This is a genomic window from Streptomyces sp. KLMMK (genome assembly GCF_036961605.1).
Classification (GTDB): domain Bacteria; phylum Actinomycetota; class Actinomycetes; order Streptomycetales; family Streptomycetaceae; genus Streptomyces; species Streptomyces telluris.
In genome coordinates this window covers 17751-33948 of record NZ_JBAMDC010000014.1, presented here as the reverse complement: position 1 = coordinate 33948, position 16198 = coordinate 17751, and the positions used below count along the sequence as shown (strand labels likewise).

Annotated in this window: 16 protein-coding genes; 13 read left to right on the top strand and 3 right to left on the bottom strand. The window is 70.1% G+C overall.

Annotation, left to right across the window (positions count from 1 at the left end; translation table 11 throughout):
* Window positions 1-39: 39 nt before the first annotated feature.
* Window positions 40-234: a DUF1918 domain-containing protein gene (locus tag V7793_RS04625; protein ID WP_335581599.1), complete on the bottom strand. Its 195-nt coding sequence runs from the start codon at window positions 232-234 to the stop codon at window positions 40-42.
* A gap of 505 nt (window positions 235-739) precedes the next feature.
* Here V7793_RS04625 and V7793_RS04620 point away from each other — a divergent pair.
* From V7793_RS04620 to V7793_RS04600, 5 genes are all read left to right on the top strand, one after another.
* The gene (locus V7793_RS04620; RefSeq protein ID WP_335581598.1) at window positions 740-2116 is read left to right on the top strand and encodes a phage portal protein; all 1377 of its coding nucleotides are present in this window, start codon (window positions 740-742) and stop codon (window positions 2114-2116) included.
* On the top strand, window positions 2113-2886 hold the full coding sequence (locus V7793_RS04615) for a VG15 protein (protein ID WP_335581597.1): 774 nt from the start codon (window positions 2113-2115) through the stop codon (window positions 2884-2886). Before V7793_RS04620 ends, V7793_RS04615 begins: the two co-directional genes overlap by 4 nt.
* Window positions 2887-2998: 112 nt before the next feature.
* Window positions 2999-3502 (top strand): hypothetical protein, encoded by a 504-nt coding sequence (locus V7793_RS04610; protein ID WP_335581596.1) that lies wholly within the window; start codon window positions 2999-3001, stop codon window positions 3500-3502.
* A gap of 12 nt (window positions 3503-3514) precedes the next feature.
* Window positions 3515-4504 carry a phage major capsid protein gene (locus V7793_RS04605; protein WP_335581631.1) on the top strand — a complete coding sequence of 330 codons (990 nt, stop codon included), beginning with the start codon at window positions 3515-3517 and terminating at the stop codon, window positions 4502-4504.
* 400 nt (window positions 4505-4904) lie between these two features.
* Window positions 4905-5279, top strand: coding sequence for a hypothetical protein (locus V7793_RS04600; protein WP_335581595.1), 375 nt, complete (start codon window positions 4905-4907; stop codon window positions 5277-5279).
* Window positions 5280-5350: 71 nt separating this feature from the next.
* On the opposite strand, the gene V7793_RS04595 is transcribed toward V7793_RS04600, so the two are convergent.
* Window positions 5351-5779: an OsmC family peroxiredoxin gene (locus V7793_RS04595; protein WP_335581594.1), complete on the bottom strand. Its 429-nt coding sequence runs from the start codon at window positions 5777-5779 to the stop codon at window positions 5351-5353.
* Window positions 5780-5992: 213 nt separating this feature from the next.
* On the bottom strand, window positions 5993-6181 hold the full coding sequence (locus V7793_RS04590; protein WP_335581593.1) for a hypothetical protein: 189 nt from the start codon (window positions 6179-6181) through the stop codon (window positions 5993-5995).
* A gap of 142 nt (window positions 6182-6323) precedes the next feature.
* Here V7793_RS04590 and V7793_RS04585 point away from each other — a divergent pair, with 142 nt between their 5' ends.
* The 8 genes from V7793_RS04585 to V7793_RS04550 all read left to right on the top strand — a co-directional run bounded on the left by V7793_RS04585 (window position 6324) and on the right by V7793_RS04550 (window position 16191).
* The gene (locus V7793_RS04585; RefSeq protein ID WP_335581592.1) at window positions 6324-6635 is read left to right on the top strand and encodes an HK97 gp10 family phage protein; all 312 of its coding nucleotides are present in this window, start codon (window positions 6324-6326) and stop codon (window positions 6633-6635) included.
* Window positions 6635-7021: a hypothetical protein gene (locus tag V7793_RS04580; RefSeq protein WP_335581591.1), complete on the top strand. Its 387-nt coding sequence runs from the start codon at window positions 6635-6637 to the stop codon at window positions 7019-7021. Before V7793_RS04585 ends, V7793_RS04580 begins: the two co-directional genes overlap by 1 nt.
* 63 nt (window positions 7022-7084) lie before the next feature.
* The gene (locus V7793_RS04575) at window positions 7085-7684 is read left to right on the top strand and encodes a phage tail tube protein (protein WP_335581590.1); all 600 of its coding nucleotides are present in this window, start codon (window positions 7085-7087) and stop codon (window positions 7682-7684) included.
* An 82-nt stretch (window positions 7685-7766) separates the two neighbouring features.
* A complete protein-coding gene (locus V7793_RS04570; RefSeq protein WP_335581589.1) occupies window positions 7767-8105 on the top strand; it encodes a hypothetical protein in 339 nt (112 codons plus the stop codon).
* Window positions 8106-8188: 83 nt separating this feature from the next.
* Window positions 8189-8524 (top strand): hypothetical protein, encoded by a 336-nt coding sequence (locus V7793_RS04565; protein WP_335581588.1) that lies wholly within the window; start codon window positions 8189-8191, stop codon window positions 8522-8524.
* A gap of 474 nt (window positions 8525-8998) precedes the next feature.
* Entirely contained in the window at window positions 8999-13396 is a 4398-nt protein-coding gene (locus V7793_RS04560; RefSeq protein ID WP_335581587.1) for a hypothetical protein, read from the top strand.
* A gap of 48 nt (window positions 13397-13444) precedes the next feature.
* Window positions 13445-15001, top strand: coding sequence for a hypothetical protein (locus V7793_RS04555; RefSeq protein ID WP_335581634.1), 1557 nt, complete (start codon window positions 13445-13447; stop codon window positions 14999-15001).
* Window positions 14896-16191 (top strand): siphovirus ReqiPepy6 Gp37-like family protein, encoded by a 1296-nt coding sequence (locus tag V7793_RS04550; protein WP_335581630.1) that lies wholly within the window; start codon window positions 14896-14898, stop codon window positions 16189-16191. The genes V7793_RS04555 and V7793_RS04550 overlap by 106 nt, the downstream gene beginning before the upstream one ends.
* Window positions 16192-16198 lie beyond the last annotated feature (7 nt).

The window sequence follows — 16198 nt, the reverse complement described above, 5'->3', positions numbered from 1 at the left end:
CCTGATGGGTCACGAGCGGGGCGACCCATCAGGCGAGCTCTACTCTTCTGCGGAGCGCGGTTCGATGACGGAATCGGGCCCCGGATACACGAGAGACTCGTGGCCGTTGGCGAACCTGACCAGGTATGGCGGCGCCCCTTCCGACCCGCGAACCTCCACGATTTCGCCTGTCTGATCCGGCATGCCCACCGCTCGCGCCTTGATGCGGACGCGGTCCCCAACTTTTGCGTGCATGCGCCTCACCCGCCTTCCCTGAGTTCGTAGAACCAGCAAAGATCCGGAGAGGCACTACCCAGACGCCGCAGTCGCTATCCCACTCAGTAGATACGAACTGTAGTCGGGTAATCACTCTCGGCGCTGATGTGTCGATACGGCCTGTCCGATGGGGCGGAGATGAAGTGAGGGAGCCCCGCCACAGGTGGTGACGGGGCTGGTGAGCCGGACAGAGCTGGAGCGGAAAGCGCTAGAAGGGGCCGAGGCCGCTGAGGAGGCTGCTCAAGAGGGCGCCGAAGAAGCTGGTGAGGTCCATATAGAACTCCCATCACATAGTGGTGATTACAGCTTGAGGACGATGAGAGCTCCGCCTATGACACGGCCAGGCCGCCGCCATCACCCGCACGAGTACGCCGAAACGGTCAAGGACTGTCCGGCGGGTCGCTAGCGAAGCCAGAGCCGCACGGCAGCAACGGCCACAAGTTCCACCCCGGACAGGCCCTAGGTGCGAGGGGAGGAACTCCCCTTGACCACCCCTGCCCTGCCCTCCCTGTCCCTGTCGGACGCCGAACGGGACGCCGTCGCCATGCTGTCCGCAACGGCGACCGAGGATACGTGGCGCCTGCGCACCCTGGATTCGTACTACGAGGGCTTGTCGCGTATGGCGAACCTGGGCATTGCTGTTCCGCCGGCGCTCCAGGCCATCCGCACCGTCACCGGCTGGCCCCGCATCATCGTGGACGCCCTGGACGAGCGCCTGGACATCGACGCCGTCCGGTGCCCGCAGGACCCCGGGGCAGAGGAGATGGCGGGCGCCATCTGGGCGGCCAATGAACTGGCCGTGGAATCGCAGCTCGCGCACCAGGACGCGCTGGTCTACGGCCGCTCGTACCTCGCGGTCGGGGTGGACGACTTCGGCGATCCGCTGGTGTCGGTGGAGTCGCCGCAGCACATGAGCGTGGACTACGACGCCAGAACCCGCACCATCCGCGCCGCCCTGCGCCTGATCACCACCGGCTCGCAGCGCTCCGCCACCCTCTACCTCCCCGATCAGACCGTCTACCTGGAAGGTTCCGGGACCGGCTGGACCGTGGCCGACCGGCAGCCTCACAGCCTCGGCGTGGTCCCCGTCATCCGCCTCGCCAACCGGCAGCGCACCGCCGACCGCCGCGGCTCCTCGGAGATCACCGAAGAAGTACGCGCCCTGACCGACGCCGCGTGCCGAACTCTCCTCGGCCAAGAGGTCGCTCGAGAATTCTTCGCCGCCCCGCAACGGTACGTACTGGGCGCGTCGGAGGGCTCGTTCCAGGGCCCGGACGGCACGCAGCGCAGCGCGTGGGAGACCTACATCGGCCGCTACCTCGCGCTGGAGCGCGACGAGGACGGCGCCGTCCCCGAGGTGGGTCAGTTCCCGGCCTACGACCCGGCCGTCTACGGCCGCATTGTCGACACTTACGCGCGGCTGGTCGCCGGCGTGACCGCCCTGCCAGCCCACATGCTGGGGTACACCACCGACAACCCCGCGTCCGCCGAGGCCATCCGCAGCGCCGAGGCCCGCTTGATCAAAAAGGCCGAGAGGCGCCAGCGGTCCTTCTCCGGGCCCTGGTCGCGCGCCATGCGCCTCGCTCTCCAGCTCACCGGGACTACCGGCCCCGTGCCCGTGGTCGAGATGCAGTGGCGGGATGCGGCCACCCCGACAGTGGCCGCCCAGGCGGACGCGACCACCAAGTTGGTGGCTGCCGGGGTGCTGCCCGCGGATTCGGAGGTCACCCTGGAGCGGGCCGGTATCGACCGGGCGCAGCGTGAGCGCATCGCCCACGAGCGCCGCCGCAGCGCCGGCCGTGCCGCCCTGGACGACATCGCCGCCACCCTCCACCCCGCCGACCGCGAGGCTGCCGCGTGAGGATCTTGAGGGTCCTCGCCGACGGACACCGGCGCCGGCAGGAAGCCCTGTCCCGCGTGCTGCGCAAGGAGTACCTGGCGGCCTGGTCCCGCTACCAGGCCGCCACCACCAGCCCCGAGACCGAACGCGCATGGGCAGCGACCGTCACCCGCATGGTGCACAAGTACGGCCGGGCCTCCGCCGAACTGGCCGCGGACTACTACACCGAAGCGCGGACAGCGGCCAAGGCGACCACCACCTTCTCGGTGCCGGTCGCCGACCCGCCGCCCCTGACCCAGATCACCGCGTCCCGAAATGCCCTGCGGAAGTCGGCGGCACCCCGCCCCCGGGACGACGAGGAGGCCGCAGAACGCTGGCGCCTCACCCAGCGGGACCGCGACCTCGCCGCCGTGCAACGCCTCGCCGCCCAGGCCGGACGACGCACGATCGAAAACGCCGCACGGGCCGACCCCGCGGCGGTCGGCTGGATACGCGTCACCGGTGAGAAGTGCTGCGCCTTCTGCGCCCTGCTCGCCATACGCGGCCTGATCTACGGCGACCGGAAACGCGCCGTCCACACAGCCTCCGGAGACCCGTACCACGACCGGTGCGCCTGCTCCGTCGAGCCCGTCTTCCGCGGCCGGGCGTCCGACGACGAGCCGCAGATCGCCGAATGGGAAGAGCTGTACTACGACGCGTCGAGCGGCAAGTACGGCGCGGAGAAGATGCGCGCATTCCGACGGGCGTTCGAGGCGCGGTACAGCCGAGGCCGTAGCGCCTCAACCGCCTGACCTTCCCCTACCTCCCATCCCCAGGCGAGCGCGCCGACCCGCGCCATTCCCCTGCCCTTCGAGGCCCGTCACCGCAGTGACGGGCCTTTCTCATGCCCGGAGACCACCGCCGATGACTCACTCTGACCCCGAGACCGCCCCGGAAGGCACCGTCCTGCAGGACGGTGAGCCGAATCCGTGGGAGGACCCGGCCACCGCCCGCGCGGAGATCCAGCGCCTGACTGCCGAACTCACCAGCCATGCCGCCCGGGTCGCCGAACTGGAGCCCGCTGCCGCCGAGCTGCACCAGCTCCAGGAAGCCGGCAAGACCGAGGCCCAGAGGCTGACAGAGCGCGCGGAGGCCGCGGAGCGGCTGGCCGAGCAGACCCAGGCCGCGCTGGTCCGTGCCCAGGTCGCGCAGGCCAAGGGGCTTACCGAACGGCAGGCCGCCCGCCTGGTCGGCAGCACCCGGGAGGAGTTGGAGGCCGACGCGGACGAGCTGCTGGCCGACCTCACCCCCGCGGCCGGCCACCGGCTGATGCCACCCGACCCGTCGCAGGGGTCATCCGGCCAGCACACCGCCGCCGACCCGGCCGCGATGTTCGCCGGCCTCCTCCACAGTTCCCTCCACCGCTAAGGACGCTCCACCATCGCTACCGTCACCCCGATACAGACCCGCGGCGTCCCGTCGACACTGCTCCCGCCGGAGATCACAGGGCCGATCTTCGATCAGGCCGTGGAGTCCTCCGCCGTCATGCAGCTCGCGCGCCGTGTCCCCCTCTCCCTGACCGCCGAGACCGCTATCCCCGTCTCCGGTGACGTGCCGCTGGCCGACTGGGTCGACGAGGCCGGCACGAAGCCGCTGGGTTCCAGCTCCCTGTCCGTGCGGACTATGCGCGGTAAGAAGGTCGCCGTCCTGGTGCCGGTCAGTGCCGAGGTGGCCATGACCAACCCGGCTGGCGTCTACGCGCAGCTTCAGCGCGACCTGCCCACCGCCCTCGGCCGCGCCTTCGACTATGCGGCCATCCACGGCAAGACGATGGGCGGCGCCAAGGGGCCGTTTGAAGATCACCTGACCGCCACCCCCAACACTCAGGTTCTCGGCGCGACGGCACAGTCCAAGGGCGGCCTATACGCCGACGTCGTCACCGGTCTGAAGTCTGTTGCCGAGGCGGGATATGACACCACCGGCTTTGTCGCCGACCCGCTCCTGAAGCCCGAACTCCTTCTTTCCACCGACACCACAGGGCGGCCGATCTTCGTACCCGATCCGGCCGGGCAGGGCACCGTCTCCCGTGGTTCCCTCATCGGCTACCCGATTGCCTACAACAGGGGCGTCGGCGGCAAGCTGAACCGACAGACCATCACCGCCGACACCGGCCTGCGAGCGGTCGCCGGCGACTGGGACCAGGCCGTCTACGGCGTCGGCATGGACATCACGATCAAGACCACCGACGTCGGCACCTACGTCGACGCGGACGGTCACGTCCACAGTGCTTTCCAGGAGAACCTGATCTTGATGCTGTGTGAGGCCCACTACGGGTTCGCGGTCGGCGACAAGGCCGCATTCGTGACGTACACGACGCCGCCCACGCCGAAGAGCAAGCCGACGAAGGACCAGTTCACCCTGGCCGCGTAACCCCTGTCCGCTGGGGCCCTGAGAGATCCGGGGGGTGAGATATCGCCCCCTGGATCACCGCACAGCAGCTTGCCGACTTCCTCGGCCAGGACGTCCAGGAAGAGCGGGCGGCACTGATCATCACGCAAGCCGAGGCCCTGTGTATGGCCGTGGTGAGCCCCCTTCCCGAGGGCGCTGGAGCCGTCGTACTGTCCGTGGCTGCCCGCGCCTATGCCAACCCGCAAGGCATCGTGGCCGAGACTGTCGGTCCGTACAGCGTTCAGCGGCCCCAGTCACAGGCTGGCCTTTACATGACCCGTGACGAGCGCCGGTCCTTGAAGCTGATGGCCGGCCGCGGCGGCGCCTTCTCGATCAACCCCACCCCCGCAACAGCGGGACCGCCCCCGGGACGCCCGGCGTCGTGGGATCTGCCCTGGTGGTACGGACAGTGATCAGTGCGCCCACCCCCGGGTTCGGCGAGCTGGTCACCGTCCTGCGCCCCGGCACCTCAGTACGGGACGTGTACGGCAATGACGTGCACGGGCCCGATGAAGAGCACCCGGTATCCGGCTGCTCGATCGCCCCGCGGTCTGGAAGCGAAACGGTCGGGGGGCAGGACACCGTGGTCGAACACCTGGTGATCTTTGCCCCGCCGACGGCGGACATCCGCCCCACCGACCGCCTCCGCATCCGCGGCCTGACCTACACCGTCCACGGACCGGTGGAGGTCTACCGGTCCCCCCTCACCGGCACCACCGCCGGTGTGCAGATCGCCGCCCGCCGAGTCACGGGATAGCCCCTGCACTACGGCGTGTCCGGTGGATCAGGAACCACACTGTGATCCACCGGACAGGGCTGGGCGGGGTGTCAGACCAACTCGGCGTCCAACGTGATGTTCTTGACGCTCGCCAGCGCCTGGCTCACCGGGCAGTTCTTCTTGGCGTCCTCGGCTGCCGCCTGGAAGTCCGCCTTGGACAGGCCGGGGACGCTGGCCTTGACGGTCAGGGCAATGGCGACGATGCCGTCGCCGGGCTGGAAGGTGACGTCGGCCTGGGTGTCCAGGCTGGCGACGGTGCAACCCTTGCCGGCCAGGCCGTGCGAGAGGGCCATGGAGTAGCAGGTGGAGTGGGCTGCCGCGATCAGCTCCTCGGGGCTAGTGACGCCGTTCGGCTGCTCTGCGCGGGCGGGCCAGGAAACGGGGAACGTACCGATGGTGGAGGACGTCAGGGCCACATCGCCCTTGCCCTCCAGGAGGTTGCCTTCCCAGTGAGCCTGAGCAGTGCGCGTGGTTGCCATGGTGCATAACTCCCGTTTGTGGGTGAAAGCGATCACTTGTCAGCTTAGGATCTGTCCCATCGGGCAGGGTCTAAAACCCCAGGCCCTGCCCGGCGAGCTGAGCCACCGGACAGGCCCTAGTTCCAGACGCCGTTGGCCAATGTGGCCCGCCCATCACGCTGGCCTGCACCACCGGCACAGTGGTGGTGCAGGCCAGGCGTGTGACGGGCGATGTCAGCTCCGGTCGTCCATCTCGTCCTGGATGTCGTCGAAGGACTGTTGGCCCTGCTGCCTGGCCTGTTCGGCCCTCTGTCGCAGGCGCTCCTGCTCGCTCTGACCGCGCTGCTTCGCCTCGTCCTGCTTGCTTTGCAGCTTCTCCTTGGCCTGTTGCGCCTTGGCTTGCATCTCGTCCTTGATGCCCATGAGGATCACTCTTCCTGGGTGAGTGGGGCGGGTCCTCAATCACCGTGGCACAGGCGAGCGGATCACGCATTTTCGCCGTGCGGCTGCCCTGCCCGGGCAGGACTGGCCAACAGCATCCAGCTCCAGGAAGGGGGCCGTTGTCGTGCCACCGAAGGTGAAGATCAACCGGGCCGGGCTCCGCCAGCTCCTCAACTCCTCCATGATCACATCGGCATTGGTGTCGCACGCGGAGGAGATCAAGGCGGTGGCCGAAGCTACCGCCCCGGTGGACTCCGGCACCTACAAGGCGTCGTTCGAGGTGTGGGCCCGGCGCCGGATGGGCGTGCGCAAAGACCGCACGGGCGCCGTGGTGCTGAACACCGCACGTCACGCACGGTTCGTGGAGTACGGCGGTGATGGCGCCCCGGCGCACCACACCCTTCTCCGTGCTGCGACCAGCGGCCGGGGCACGTGATGTGGCCGGACGCTGAAGCGGCACTGGTCGCCTGGCTCACCCCCCGCCTGGGCGTGCGGGTGTGCACCGATGCCCCCGCCGACCTGGACCACGCCGTCCCCCTCCTGCGACTCCAGCGGATCGGGGGCGGCGATGACGGGTTCCGCCTCGACCTGGCCGTGGTCGACGTCGACGCCTTCGCCGTCACCAGGGCCCAGGCCGCCGACTTGGCCGCCCGTACCCGTGACGCACTCCTGGCCAACCTGCCCGGGGCCATCGCGCCGACGGCCGCCGCGGTCTTCACTGCTGCCTCTACCGTCTCCGCCCCGGCGTGGCGGCCGTGGGAGAACCCGGCCGTGACGCGGATCGGCGCCACCTACGCGATCCGCCTGCACCGGCACCCCTGAACCACCGCTGTGCCCCGCCTCCGCACCTTGGCGGCGGCCTGCCCTTTCGAAGGAAGCCCCCTCTTGATTCAGATCACCCGTGCGGCCGACCTGGCCATGGTCGGTGCGAACGGCGGCGGTTGGGTCGCGCCGGAAGGCACCGCCGGCCCGATCGCCCTCGGCGTCCCCGCCGCCCCCTGGGCGGGCCTGGGCGCCATCTCCGACGATGGACTGAAGTACGGCATCGACGAGGAGTCGAAGGAGTTCACCCCGTGGGGTGTCACCTCCGCTTTCCGTACCCAGGTCACCAAGTCGGTGCGGACTTTCGGAGTGACGATGTGGGAGACGAAGAGCCCCGTCGTCAAGAGCCTGATGTTCCGCATCCCCACCGCCGACCTCGCCCCCGGCCCTGACGGTGTGGCCAAGTTCGCGGAGACCGCATCCCCGTCGCCCGACCGCCGGTCGTTCTACTTCATCGTGGCCGACGGCGACTCGCTCGAAGGCTTCTACGTGCCATCGGGCGAGATCACCGACCGGTCCGACGTCCAGTACAAGGGCGAGGACATGGTGGGCTACGAGGTGAAGATCACCGCCTACCCGGACGCGGCGAACAACACCGTGTACCACCAGTTCACGGCGAAGGCCCCGGTCGTGCCGAAGGACCTGCCGACCACCAAGAGCTGACCCCGCCCCGGCCGTCCGCGCCCGCTACCCCTTCCCCCACCACCCCCGGCTCGGCCGGCTGAACTTCTAAGGACCCATGACCGTGACCACGACCGCCCCGTCCACGACCGACCGCGCCACGGCGGGGCAGGAGACCGACGCCACCACCGACTACGTGACGGTGGAGCTGGCCGGCTACCCCGTGCGCGCCCTGCCCTCGCAGCGCTGGCGCGCCTCCCACCTGCGCGCCCTGAACGCCGGTGACCTCGACCGCTTCGCCGAAGGCGTGCTTCACCCCGACGACGTCGACGCCTGGTACGACGTCGACCCGACGCAGGACGAGATCGGCGCGTGGGTCGCGCAGGTCGCCGAGGCCGGGGGCGAGGCGCTGGGAAAGTCCAGTGGACGCACCGGGTCCTCGAAGAGCACGCGGAAGCGGTAGAAGCCGACCTACGGCGGTACTACCCGGGTACAGACCTGCTGGATCTGCACCGGGGCCGTCTCACCTGGCGGCAGGTACGCGTGATGATCGAGCACCTGCCACCCGAGGCAGCGACCATGACCGCCCTGCGCAACAACGCCCCGCCGGCCGACCTCGACGCGCAGGCCGAGGGCGCCGACCCGTCCCGGGGCCGCTGGTCACAGACTGACCTGCTCCTCGCGCAGACCATCGACGCGGTCAACCGCCTCACGCATTACTACGCCCTGGTCAACACCAGCGGCGGCAAGCAGCCCGACCCGCCCTCACCGGTCCCGCGCCCCGGCGTTCCCCGCCCCCGTGACCACCGCCCGCGCATGAGCGATGCGGCGGCGCAGACGCTGTTGCAGATCATCAACGGCACCCCCGGCCCGCCCGCGTAACGCCCGCCTGTTCGGCGGCCACTCCCGAACGTAAGGAGGGCCGCCGTGGCGATCGTCGTCGGCTCCGTCGAGGTCCAGGTCATCCCCAACACCCGGGGGATCGGCCAGCGTTTGCGGACCGCGCTTGCGGAACCTGCCACGAGTGCCGGGCAGGAGGCCGGGCGCCTGGCCGGGCAGGCGTTCACGCAGGCCATGACCGCGGGTGTCGGCGGTGGCGCGCAGATCGGCACCACCCTCGGCCGCGACATCGCCGCCGCCCTCGCCCCCGCGATCCGCCGGGCCATCCCCGATGCCGTCCGCGCCGGCGGCACCCGAGCCCGCCAGCAGGCCACCCGCGAGGGCGAGCAGACCGGCGGCGCCTTCGCCCGCAGCCTGAAGACCAGGCTGGAGGCCGCGTTCAGGACGCTGCCGAAGATCACCATCGGCGCGGACACGGACGAGGCCGACGCGGACCTTCAGGCCCTGCGTGTGCGCATGGAGGCCCTGGCCGGCAAGACGGTCGGGGTCGACATCGACGCGGAAGCCGCCCGCGCGGAAGCGGAGGCACTCGAAGCCGAGCTTCTGCGCCTGGGGGCCGCGCACCCGGACGTCACGATTCGCGCGGACACCGCCGCTGCCCGCGCCCACCTCGCCGCAGTCCGCGAGGAGATCGACCGCATCACTGCCCGCCCCGGTGTCATCCGCCTGGAGACCGACGGCAGTTTCGGCGGCCGTCTGCGGGCGCAGGTCCAGGCCGCGCAGGCCGCCCTGCCCGAGATCAACATCGACGCGGACACCGCCCCCGCCCGCGCCCAGCTCGCCGCCTTGCGCGCCCAGCTCACCACCCTTGCCACGGCCCGGATCGGCATCGATGTCGACGCCGGCGCGGCCATGGCGCAGATCAACGCCGTCCAGGCCCGCCTGGCCGCCCTGGCCGCCTCGGACGCGGATATCGACGTCCGGGTGGATGCCGCACAGGCATCCGCCGCCCTGGCCGCCGTCCGCGCGCAGGCCGATGCCCTCAACGGCACGTCGGTCAATTTCGATTTCTCCCAGGCCCTGCTGGGGACGATGGGCCTCACCGTCGCCCTGGCCGGACTCGCCGCCGTTCCGGGCGCCGAGGTCCTCGCCGGGCAGGTCGCCGGCCTTGCCGCCGCCACCGTTGTTGCCGCGAGCGGGTTCGCCGTCCTCGGCGCCGTCGCCGTCCCGGCGATCATCGGGATCGCCCAGGCCCTCCAGGCCAGGAAGGCCGCGGAGGACGCTGCCACGCAGGCCAGCGACAACGGCGCACGAGCGGCCATCGCGGCCACGCAGCGCGCGGCACAGCAGGAAGGCGCGGTTCGGGCACTGGCCACGGCCCAGCGCAACGCCGCCGACCAGATCGCCGCGGCCCACCGGCAGGTCACCCAGGCCGAGGACGGTGTCCGCCGCGCTGAACAGCAGCTCACTCGCGCCCAGGAGGATGAGCGGCGCGCGCAGCAGGAGCTGACCCGGGCCCGCGCGGACGCCGTCCGCCAGCTCGAAGACCTCAACAACCAGCTCGCCGACTCCGCCCTGAACGAGCGGGCGGCCACCCTGCGCCTGACGCAGGCCAAACAGGACCTCGCCAAGGTCCGCGCCGACCCGGCCGCCGGCCAGTTGGAGCGGGACCAGGCCCAGCTGACCTACGACCAGGCCGTCCAGGGCCTGAAGGAGCAGTCCCTCGCGCACAAGCGCCTTGAGGCTGACACCCGACGGGCGAACGCGGTCGGCATCGACGGCGCGGAAGGGGTCCGGCGCGCGCAGGACGCCGCTGCGCAGGCCCACGAGCGGGTCGCCGACCAGGCGCGCGCCGTCGCCGACGCGCAGGCCCGGGTAGGCGATGCCGTCCGCGGTGTAGCGCGGGCGCAGGCCGCAGCGGCGGACGCCATCGCCAACGCCGAGCGGCAGGTGGCTGCCGCGCAGATGCAGACGGCCGACGCCACCTCGGCAGCCGACACCGCCGCGCAGAAGTACCAACGCGCGCTCGACGCCCTCTCACCCTCGGCCCGCGCCACCTTCGACGCCTTCGTGGCCCTCAAGGGCGCGTTCAAGGAGTGGTCCGCCTCCCTTCAGCCGGAGGTGATGCCGCTTTTCACCCGCGGCCTCGACGGCGCCAGGGCATCCCTGCCCGCGTTCACGCCGCTGGTACGCGCTGCCGCGGCCGGTACGCGGGAGCTGATGGACGCCACTTCGGCGGACTTCAAAACGCCGTTCTGGTCGCGCTTTCGCGATGACCTGACGAAGGCCATCCAGCCCGCAATCCGCAATACCGGTACGGCGGTTGGGTATTTTTTCAAGGGCTTTGCCGGTGCGCTGGACGCCGCGCTTCCCCACACGGAGGCATTCACTCAGCGCCTGGTCGATGAGGCGAAACGATTCTCCGACTGGGGCGAGCGTCTTCGGGACTCACCCGGCTTCGCCGCCTTCCTCTCCCGCATCCGCGAAAACGGCCCGGTAGTCGGCGGAATCCTCCGCGATATCGGCACCACCCTGGGCAACCTCTGGACGGCCCTTCAGCCGATGTCCGGGGTCACCCTCCTTTTCGTCGGCGACCTCGCCCGCCTGATCTCTCTGGTTCCTCCGGGCGTCCTGGAGGCCATCGGCGTTGCGCTGATCACCATCAGCCTCGGCCTGCGGGCCGTCGCCCTGGCGGAATGGCTGGTCAACACGGCCACCGGCGCCATGGCCGTCCTGCTCCAGGCGACGCCCATCGGCTGGACGATGGACCTGGTCCTGCTGGTCATCGGCGCCCTCGTCGCCCTCGGCCTGGCCGTCGTCTACCTGTGGAACCGCTTCGACTGGTTCCGCGGGGGCGTACTGGCCTGCTGGGACGCCATCAAGGCCGCCTGCCTCCTCGCGTGGCTGACGGTGATCAAGCCGGTCTTCGACTGGATCGCCGGCATCGTCATGGGCAGCGTTGTCCCGGCCTTCATGTGGCTGTGGAACTCCACGCTGCTCCCCTTTTTTGCCTGGATATCGGTTCAGTTTTCAACCATCTGGGCGGCGTACGTCAAGCCCGCGTTCTCCTGGCTCGCCGACTTCATCATGACGCGGGCCGCCCCGGCGGTCCTGTGGCTCTGGCAGAACGCTTTCGCCCCGGCTTTCCAGTTCATCGGGCAGGTGGTTTCGGCCGTCTGGTCCGGCGTCCTTCAGCCGGTCTTCTCGGCCCTGTGGTCGGTCATCGCGAACACGCTGTTCCCCGTCGTCCGGGACTTCGCGATGACGTGCGTCCTGCCGATGTTCCAGCTCATCGGTCAGGTCATCAAGGCCGTCTGGGAGACGGTGATTTGGCCGACGCTTCAGTTGTTCTGGTCCTTCATCAAGAACATCCTGTGGCCGGTCATCGTGCTTCTTTACGACGCCGTCGTAAAGCCCACCTTCGCGTTGATCGGTGCGGCGATCGTCGCCGCCTGGACCTACGTCATCCGGCCCGCGGTCGGCGCGTTCTCGTCCTTCCTGAAGGACGTCCTCGGCCCGGCCGTCTCGTGGCTGTACTACAGCATCGTCAAGCCGGTGTGGCGCGCGATTGCCGAGGCGATCTCGTGGGCCTGGGAGAACGGCATCCGTCCCGCGTTCGGCGCCCTGAAGGACGGCATCAACAGCGTCTCCAGTGCCTTCGCCCACGCCAAGGACGCCATTGCGATTGCCTGGAAAAAGATCGAGGGGGCCACGAAGGACCCGGTCAATTTCGTGATCGGGACCGTCTGGAATAACGGCGTACTGGACGTCTGGAACACCCTGACGGGCTGGATTCCCGGCATCGGCGACAAGCTGAAGATGGAGAAACTTCCTCTCCTTGCTTCCGGCGGCCCGCTTCCGGTCCGCCCCGGCGTCTTTAACAGGCCCACGGCCATCGTTGGTGAGGGGAATCCCCGGTACCCGGAATACGTCATCCCGACCGATCCGAAATACCGGGCGCGCGCCCTCGGCCTCCTCCAGGCCGCCGGCACGCAGATGCTCGCCAAGGGCGGCATCCTCGGCTCGGCCCTCGACTGGGGCAAGGAAAGCGCCGGTAAGGCGTGGGACTGGACCAGCGACAAGGCCACCAAGACATGGCGCGGCGTCAAGGGCGCCGCGGACATGCTCGCCAACCCGGCCACGGCCATGGATGCCCTGCTGAAGCCGGTCCTCGGCGACCTGGACAGCCTGGACGCGGCCAAGTGGTCGCAGATGATCGGGCAGGTCTTCCGGGCTCCGGTCACCGGCCTGAAGGACACGGTCGTCGACTTCGTGAAGGGCTTCTTCTCTGCCGGCGGAACCCCCCAGATGGGCGGTGACACCGGCGGCAGCGGAGTCACCCGATGGACTCCGCAGGTCCTCCAGGCCCTCAGCATGCTCGGCCAACCGGCCTCCTGGCTCGACACCGTCCTGCGCCGCATGAATGACGAATCCGGTGGAAATCCCGGAATCGTCAACACATGGGATATCAACTGGCTCGACGGCACGCCGTCGGTCGGCCTCATGCAGGTAATCGGCCCGACCTTTGACGCCTATGCGGGGCCTTTCCGAAACACGGGCCCCTTCGTCTACGGCACGTCAATTGACCCGCTAGCGAATATCTATTCCGGGCTCAATTATGCGATCCATAGATACGGCTCGCTGTCCGCACTCGACAGGCCGGGCGGTTACGACAGCGGCGGGTACCTGCCCCCGGGCCTGAGCCTTGTCTACAACGGCCTAGGGAAACCCGAGCCGGTTTTCACCCCGGCACAGTGGGACCTGATCGCCAACTCCAAGGGAGTCAACCCCGCCCCCCAGAGCGGTGGTTCGCAGGGGAACGCTCCGGTAATCCACCTGCACGCCGTTCCCGGCGTCCCCACCGAGCAGCAAATCGTCTCCGCGCTGCGATTCGCGGATGCCTTGTACGCCTGACCCAGTGGCGCACGCGCCAACCACCCGTATGCGAAAGGGGGTTGGCGCGTGCGCTTACTGGCCACGCTGAATTCCCCGTCGGCCGTCGTCTCGACCGGCATCCTGCCGGAGCCGCAGTACGCGGCCCCCGACACCCCGCCCCGTGTCACCCTCACCGCCGACGGCCGGGACTTCCTACTTACCGCGGACCTGTCCCACAAGGGGGCGTGCATCGCGATCCTCCCCGGGCCTACCGGCCTGGACGCGCCGCCCGTGCAGGCCACGGTCACGGAGTACGCGGGGATGGACGGGGGTCGCCTGGCCAAGGTCCGTGCCGCCTCGCGCCGGATCACGCTGCCGCTGCTGCTGTGGGCGCCGACCCGCCCGGAGCTGCTGGCCATGAAGCGTTCCTTCGTCGCCGCGCTCGTCGCCGGACGCGGGCCGTGCACGCTGAGGGTGGCGGAGGCCGACGGCACCGCCCGCAGCATCCGCGTGCACTACACCGGCGGCATGGAAGGCGACGAGGGAACCGATGCCGCCGGCCTCGCCTACATCCGCTACGGACTCCAGCTCACCGCACCGGACCCCTACCTCTACGGCGATGAACGCACCGAGACCTTCCGGGTCCACGGGGCACCCGCCTTCCTCTCCCACCCCGCCGGGTCCTGGACGGCGCTGCTGTCCGACACCATGAACAACCCCTCCGCCTGGACGACGGCCGGGACGGTCCTCAACGACCGCCGGGTCACCGACGGCCAGTACACCCGCCTTGCGGCCGGGCGGGCGGAGGCGACGACCGCGGTTCCTTATGACGGGGCCAGCCTGTACCGCCTGACGGCCCGGGTGCGCCGCAGCGCCAAGGCGCCCGCCGACGTCCCCACTTCCGCCTCCGTCGGCCTGGCAGGTGGAAGGCCCGGCGGGGCGCCCGTTCCTGACGGGGCCCGCTTCATCACCGCCGCGCGGCTTCCGCTCACGGACGCCGACGGGTGGGTGGAGGTCACCGGCTACGTCCGGGGCTGGGACCGCGACGGCGCCCCGGCGGCCGGAGACGAGGCCCACCCGGTGGAGGCCGTCCCGGGGACCATGCCCGCCGGCACGGTGACCGTGCGGCCGGTGATCCAGGCCGACGTCACCCCGCTGGACGTCGACCACCTCACGCTCTCCCGGCTCGACCCCACCACCACCGGCGAAGCGCACACCACCCCCTTCTTCCCCCTGCGGATCGCCCCGAGCGTGATCGGTGACGAGGGCCTGCCGGTCCAGGTCACCTCAGACGTGGACGCATGGCCGGTCTGGCGGATCACCGGGCCACTGGGCCAGCAGGACGCAGGGCAACCCGTCGTCCCCCTCCACCTGGCCAACCGCACCACCGGCCAGCAGCTCACCTTGTCCTACGGCATCCCCGCCGGCCGGACGGTCGTGATCGACACCCGCCCCGGCATCAAGGCCGTCTACCTGGAGAACCCCGACGGCACCCGCGGCGAAAACCTCTGGCCCCACCTCGCCGGCCCGGCCTCCCTCTGGCAGCTCGTCCCCGGGGAGAACGTCATCTCCCTCACCGCCACCGGCGCGTCGGAAGAGTCCGCGGTCACCCTGACCTATCAGCCACGACACCTCGGAGCCTGACCCTGCGGCGCTACCGCGTCGACGTCCGCGACGCGGCCCTCCGCCGTGTCGGACAGATCGACTCCTACACCTCCCTGGACGTGATCGTCCGCCACCTCGACGTCGGCGCCTGGACCCTCGTTCTCCCCGCCGACCACCCCCACGCCCACCTCTTCGCCACGGGCGGCCACGGGGTGATGATCTGGTCCGACGACGCCACCGAACCCCTGCTGACCGGGCCCCTCACCAGCATTCGCGACAACTGGTCGGCCACCGGCGGGACGCTGACCTTTTCCGGCGTCTGCGACAACGCCGCCCTCGCCGCCCGCCTCGCCTTCCCCGACCCCACCCGCGCCCCCGACACCGGCAACGGCCGCTACGGCGTCGACTACTGGTCGTCCGCGGGCCCGGCCGGCGACATCATCACCCGCCTCGTTGCCGCCAACGCCGGGCCGACCGCGTTGCCGGGCCGACGCGTCCTTGGCCTCGACCCCGGCCCGACCACTGGCCTCGGCGCCCCCACTAAGGTCTCTCTGCGCTTCGACACCCTTCTGTCCGCGACACAAACCCTCGCCTCCACGGCCGGCCTGTCCGTGCGGATCACTCAACCCGACCCCACCACGCCACGCCTCGCCCTCCAGACCGGCACCACCCGCGACCTGCGCGGCATGATCCGCTTCTCACCCGAGCTGGGGAACCTGTCCTCCTACTCGTACCAACTCACCGCGCCCCGCACGACGCGCGCCGTCGTCGCTGCCCAAGGGCAGGGCAAGGACCGGTTCTTCTGGCAATGGGCCACCCCTGACGCCGAAACCGAGTGGGCCCGGGTGGGGGAGACGTTCGTAGACCAGCGTGACACCGCCATTCCGGGGCGACTGGACGAAACCGATGAGCAGTTCCGGTCCCTGCGCACCTCCGCCACCAACGCCCTTCAGCAGGGCGGAGCGCAGGCCGAACTGTCCCTCACGCCGATCGATACCGAGCAGTGCCAGTACGGACGCGACTACCGCACGGGCGACACGGTCACCGTCACCACCACCGCCGGCACTGACCTCGTCCACCCCGTCCGCGAGGTGCATCTGACGGACACCGCGGACGCCAGCTCCGTACAGGCCACCGTCGGCACCGAGGCCGCCACCCAAACCCCAGCCCTCTACACCCAGGTACGGCGACTGTGGCAGGCCGTGCACAAGCTCAACACCCGCTATTGATCATGGA